Annotated in this window: 2 protein-coding genes; one reads left to right on the forward strand and one right to left on the reverse strand. The window is 70.4% G+C overall.

Features of this window, described 5'->3' with window-relative positions:
• Positions 1-226: HPr family phosphocarrier protein (locus ASG00_RS17660; protein WP_235559425.1), on the forward strand; the 226-nt coding region annotated here is incomplete at its 5' end.
• 22 nt (positions 227-248) lie between these two features.
• Here ASG00_RS17660 and ASG00_RS07550 read toward each other — a convergent pair.
• A partial coding sequence (locus ASG00_RS07550) for an Lrp/AsnC family transcriptional regulator (RefSeq protein WP_235559426.1) occupies positions 249-570 on the reverse strand: 322 nt, incomplete at its 5' end.

A 570-nucleotide genomic window follows, 5' to 3' on the forward strand; every position in this document is an offset into this window, starting at 1 on the left:
CGCGGCATCCGTCGTGAAGACCGTCGGCCGGTTCGACGCCGCGGTCACCGTGACCAACGCGACCTCGGGCAAAGGGCCGGTGTCTGCGTCGAGCCTCATCGGACTGCTGTCGCTCGCCGCGGGGAAGGGCGATGTGCTGCGCATCGCGGGGGACGGGGCAGATGCGGTCGCCGCGGTCACCGCCGTGCACGACCTCGCCGCCGACGGGTTCGGCGAAGCGGCCTGACGCGTCGGCTGCGTCGCCGGGATCAGGAGAAGTCGGCGGCGACGGCGTTGCGGTGGTACTCGAAGATCAGGCTCGTGCGGGTCGAGGCGACGCTCGGTCGTGCCGAGAGTTGATCGACGACGAAGCGTCGTACCGACGACGATGTGTCGACGGCGATGTGCACGAGGAAGTCGTCGACCCCGCCGAGGAAGAAGAGCTGGATGACGTCGGGGTGCCGGCTGATCTCCTGGGCGAACCCGCGGATGTTCTCCTGACGCTGCCCGGGCCGCAGGGTCACGCCGATGATCGCTTGGAGGCCGCGCCCGAGCGCGGTCTGGTCGACGGCGGCGTGGAAGCCCGTCAGT

Source organism: Microbacterium sp. Leaf351 (genome assembly GCF_001423825.1).
Lineage (GTDB): Bacteria > Actinomycetota > Actinomycetes > Actinomycetales > Microbacteriaceae > Microbacterium > Microbacterium ginsengisoli.